Origin of the sequence: Deinococcus pimensis DSM 21231, assembly GCF_000519345.1 — a bacterium.
In the GTDB taxonomy this organism is placed as follows: domain Bacteria; phylum Deinococcota; class Deinococci; order Deinococcales; family Deinococcaceae; genus Deinococcus_A; species Deinococcus_A pimensis.
Genome location: NZ_KI912656.1, coordinates 34,224 through 34,907 on the forward strand (window position 1 = coordinate 34,224; position 684 = coordinate 34,907).

Genomic DNA, 684 nt, shown 5'->3' on the forward strand with positions numbered 1-684 from the left:
GCGTTCGCCTCGCGGACCTGCTCTCCCGCTTCGACGTGCTGCTCGCGCCCGCCGTGCCGGACGTGGCGCCCCTCGTGGATCAGGACGACCTCGACCTCCCGGCGGGCCGCGAGCCCGTCCGGACGGCCATCCTGCGGCTCACGGCCCCGTGGAGCCTGCTGGGTGTCCCCGTGGTCGTGCTGCCCCATCGCGTGTCGGGCCTGTCGGTCGGCACGCAGCTCATCACCCGCTGGGGCGGGGACGCGGGCCTGCTCGCGCTCGCCGCCAGCCTGGAGGACCCCTCATGAACACACTCCGAGTCCGGACCGCCCTCACGTCCGTCGCCCTGCTCGCCGCCCTGCCGGGCGCGGGCGCCGCCACCGCGTGGGGTTCCGTGAACCTCACGACGCAGACGGCGGGCGTGAGCGGCGGCTTCTCGATCCTGCCGGTACCCTTCGTGGGGACCCTGGGTCTGGAGGCCGCCGTGGACCGCCCCTACGGCACGGACGGCACGCAGGTGTCCGTCGGCGCCACGCTGCGTGACCTCAACCTTCCCGCGACGGGGACGGACGCCTTCGTCGGGCTCGGGGTGACGCTCCTGAACCCCGGCACGGCCACGTACGTGGAGGGCGGCCTGCGCGCGCCCCTGGTGGGGCCGCTGGGCCTCAAGCTGGGCGTGCGGGTCCTGCCGGGCACGGGCGCGTG

Annotated in this window: 1 protein-coding gene and 1 pseudogene; both read left to right on the forward strand. The window is 75.7% G+C overall.

Annotated elements, in window-relative coordinates:
* Positions 1-287: pseudogene (locus DEIPI_RS31780) on the forward strand (amidase family protein); the annotation flags it as partial.
* Positions 284-684: hypothetical protein (locus DEIPI_RS40070; protein ID WP_052351781.1), on the forward strand; the 401-nt coding region annotated here is incomplete at its 3' end. The pseudogene DEIPI_RS31780 and the gene DEIPI_RS40070, both read left to right, overlap by 4 nt.